At 41.0% G+C, this 3,481-nt stretch carries 4 protein-coding genes; all 4 read left to right on the top strand.

Features of this window, described 5'->3' with window-relative positions; genetic code table 11:
- Nucleotides 1–328 (top strand): plasmid mobilization protein (locus BXY_RS02875; RefSeq protein WP_208946742.1); only part of this gene is annotated, 328 nt, incomplete at its 5' end.
- On the top strand, nucleotides 325–1,257 hold the full coding sequence (locus BXY_RS02870; protein ID WP_015531178.1) for a relaxase/mobilization nuclease domain-containing protein: 933 nt from the start codon (nucleotides 325–327) through the stop codon (nucleotides 1,255–1,257). The genes BXY_RS02875 and BXY_RS02870, both read left to right, overlap by 4 nt.
- A 25-nt stretch (nucleotides 1,258–1,282) precedes the next feature.
- Nucleotides 1,283–2,017: a hypothetical protein gene (locus BXY_RS23440; protein ID WP_015531177.1), complete on the top strand. Its 735-nt coding sequence runs from the start codon at nucleotides 1,283–1,285 to the stop codon at nucleotides 2,015–2,017.
- A 4-nt stretch (nucleotides 2,018–2,021) separates the two neighbouring features.
- Entirely contained in the window at nucleotides 2,022–3,221 is a 1,200-nt protein-coding gene (locus BXY_RS02860; protein WP_015531176.1) for a site-specific integrase, read from the top strand.
- Nucleotides 3,222–3,481: the final 260 nt, after the last annotated feature.

Genomic DNA, 3,481 nt, shown 5'->3' with positions numbered 1-3,481 from the left:
AGGACGACCCACGAAGAAGTTGGCCGAAAAACGTAAGTACCGCATAACGGTAAAGATGGCGACCGAAGAGTACTACGCTATGAAACTGAAAGCCAAGAACGCCGGAGTATCGGCAAGTGAGATTGTAAGAATGGCTATCCGTGATTGCCATATCAAGGCACGCCTTACCACCGAACAAGCGGACTATATCCGCAAGTTATGCGGTATGGCAAACAATCTCAATCAGCTCACTCGCAAGGCTCATCGCGAAGGCGTAAGGCTGCACTACGGGCAATGCCAACACCTGCTGCTTTCATTGGAAAACATTATAGACCATATCAGCCTATGATGGCAAAGATTGTAAAAGGCTCTGGAGCCAGAGGAATTGTTGATTATATCCTCGACAAGAAGAAACAAGCCACGCTTATAGATTGTCAAGGGGTACTGTTCAATGATAACAGCACGATAGCCAAAAGTTTTATTGCTCAATCGAGGCTTAATCCACGAGTGGATAAGTTTATCGGACATATCTCACTCAGCTTCTCAAAGCAGGATTTACCACGCTTAACAGACGAACTTATGATACAGATAAGCAGGGAATATATGGAGAAAATGGGTATTCGTGATACGCAATATATCATCGGACGGCACTATGACAAGGAGCATCCGCACATTCATATTGCCTTTAATCGAGTAGATAATAACAGCAAAACCATCAGCGACAAGAACGACCGTTACCGCAGTGAACGCATCTGCAAGGAGCTGACACGCAAATACGGGCTATACTACGCAAATGGCAAAGAACAGGTAAAAACGCACCGACTTAAAGAGCCTGACAAAACCCGTTACGAGATATACCAAGTTCTCAAACGGGAGGTTGCACGATGCTCGGATTGGACTACACTGCTGAAGCGCTTGAAAGCCGAAGGAATAGATGTTCGCTTCAAGTATAAGGGCAACACCAATGAGGTACAAGGCATAGTCTTTACCAAGAATGGCTACCACTTCAACGGCTCGAAGATAGACCGCAGTTTCAGTTATTCAAAGATTGACAAGGCTCTGAATGGTAACAATCAATCGGAATATCAGCGACAATATGAACCGCATCATATGCAGATAAGCCATTTCGATAACAAAGGATCTGAGTTTATCAGCGGTTCATTAGGCTTGTTGGACTTCACATCTTCGCCCGATATGGATAGCCAGGAAGAGGCAGATTTTCGCCGCTTAATGCAGCAGAAGCCGAAGAAAAAGAGAACAAGAGGATTCAAACTCTAATCATTAACCACTAAAACAGAATAATATGCAGGAAAATAATTCAATCATTATCGCAATGTTGGAAGAGTTGCTGACCATAAGCAAAAGCCAACGAACAGAACAAACTGTAAATGCCAATGTAGATTTGACTCCGATTAAGGAGCTAATCGAGAATGGCAATCGGGAAAACAAGGAGTATTATGATGCTAAGACCAATAAACTCGCAGGTTTTGTTGTCAATGAATTTGGCAAAATAAACAAGCGAATGGATAACATAAGTGAGCAAGAACAACCCGACTTTGAGGGTGTAAAACAACAGATTGCAGAGGCTATTGACAAGATGGATGAAATAAAGGTAAAGCACAATATTGACGAGAAACGACACTCGTTTGCCCTTTATACAAAGGAATCTTGGATTCTCTTATCAATAATTGTCTTCCTTATGGCAGCAGGAGTATCAGCAGTATATCACTTGTCAAGACCGGACATTCAGAGAGATGATGATGCCCTCAAATACCGCTACATCAAGATGAAAGGCGATGCTTCCGCTGAACAGATAGCGACATTGGAGGACATCTTTGAACTCAACCGCAACACCGAAGCAATTGAGCAGATGCGTGAGGATGTGGAGAACTACGAAGAGGCTGTCCGCAAACAAGCAGCTCTCGCTGAGCAAGCACGTCTAAAAGAGCAAGCAGCAAAGGAGCAAGAAAGCAAAGCCAAATCCATTAAGGACAAGCAACAGCCAAAGGATAATCCAAACAAGAAATCAAAACCGTGAGCCTATGGCAAGTATCAAGGTAAAGTTTCGACCCTCGATAAATGAAAACAGGGAGGGAACAATCTATTATCAAATCATTCAGAATCGTGTAATCCGTCAACTAAAGACGGATTACCGACTCTTTATGCATGAATGGGATAAAGATAACTATGTAATAATCGCCACCAATGACAGCCGACAGAACTATCTACAATCCATTGAAGAACGCATCGATTGGGATATTAAACGCCTACATAGTATCATCAACCAATTAGAGAATAAGCGAGTAAAATACACTGCCGATGATATTATCTCAACCTTTCAGAAGCAAGCCAATGAGCAATCGTTGTTCAACTTTATGCAGAGTGTTATAGCCCAGCTACAGCAGATGGGTAAGCAACGCACATCAGAAACCTATCGTTGTACGCTCAAAAGTTTTATGCAGTTTAGAGAGGATAAAGATGTGCTATTGGAAGATATTGATTCGGATTTAATGTTGATGTATGAGGCCTATTTGCGTAACAAAGGACTGACAAAGAATAGTACCTCGTTCTATATGCGAATACTTCGAGCTGTCTATAATCGTGCAGTTGAAAAGGATTTGACCACCAATCGAAACCCGTTCAAACACGTCTATACAGGCATAGATAAGACCATAAAGCGAGCCATTTCATTAAAGGTAATCAAGCAGATTAAAAATCTTGATTTGTCATTGCAACCATCATTGGACTTTGCAAAGGATATGTTTCTCTTCTCGTTTTATACTCGTGGTATGTCATTTATTGATATGGCGTATCTCAAGAAGAAAGATCTATCGAATGGCATACTATCGTACCGCAGACGCAAAACAGGGCAACAACTCTTTATTCGTTGGGAAAAGTGTATGCAGGAGATTGTAGAGAAGTACGATGCTGATTACTACAGCTCCTATTTGCTACCTATTCTCAAATATCCATACGATAACCGCAACCAATACAAGAATGTGCTTTATCGTACCAATAAGTCGTTGAAAGAGATTGCAAAGATGGTTGGGCTATCCATTCCTTTAACTCTATATGTTGCCCGTCATTCTTGGGCAAGCATTGCCAAAAGTAAGAACATTCCAATATCTGTCATTAGCGAAGGAATGGGACACGACTCGGAAATGACTACGCAAATCTATCTGGCATCATTGGATAATGCCGTAGTCGATAGAGCAAATGCTCAGATATTAAAGGATTTGTAGAAAGCGAAGATGTTTAGCAAAATGATTGCTCTCTATGTAAGAGATACTTAATTTACTGCAAAATTACGCAAAATAAAGCAACTAACACCATTTTAGAGCCAATAAAAAGTCTGACAGCCATATAAATGTGCGTGATTGTTTAGCAAATACAGAGAATAAAAACTGAATTTAGTCTAATAATCAGCGAGTTCCGTCTTTTATAGTATCTCTTACATAGAGAAGAAAGGAAGATGGAATATGAGTCAAATAAAATCTAAAGA

It is taken from the genome of Bacteroides xylanisolvens XB1A, assembly GCF_000210075.1.
Lineage (GTDB): Bacteria > Bacteroidota > Bacteroidia > Bacteroidales > Bacteroidaceae > Bacteroides > Bacteroides xylanisolvens.
This window is presented reverse-complemented; position numbering and strand designations above follow the sequence as displayed.

What these genes read in the sequence shown, in the direction of transcription:
- BXY_RS02860 (WP_015531176.1), top strand. Translation starts at nt 2,022, where the DNA reads ATGGCAAGTATCAAGGTAAAGTTTCGACCCTCGATAAATGAAAACAGG.
- BXY_RS02870 (WP_015531178.1), top strand. Translation starts at nt 325, where the DNA reads ATGATGGCAAAGATTGTAAAAGGCTCTGGAGCCAGAGGAATTGTTGAT.
- BXY_RS23440 (WP_015531177.1), top strand. Translation starts at nt 1,283, where the DNA reads ATGCAGGAAAATAATTCAATCATTATCGCAATGTTGGAAGAGTTGCTG.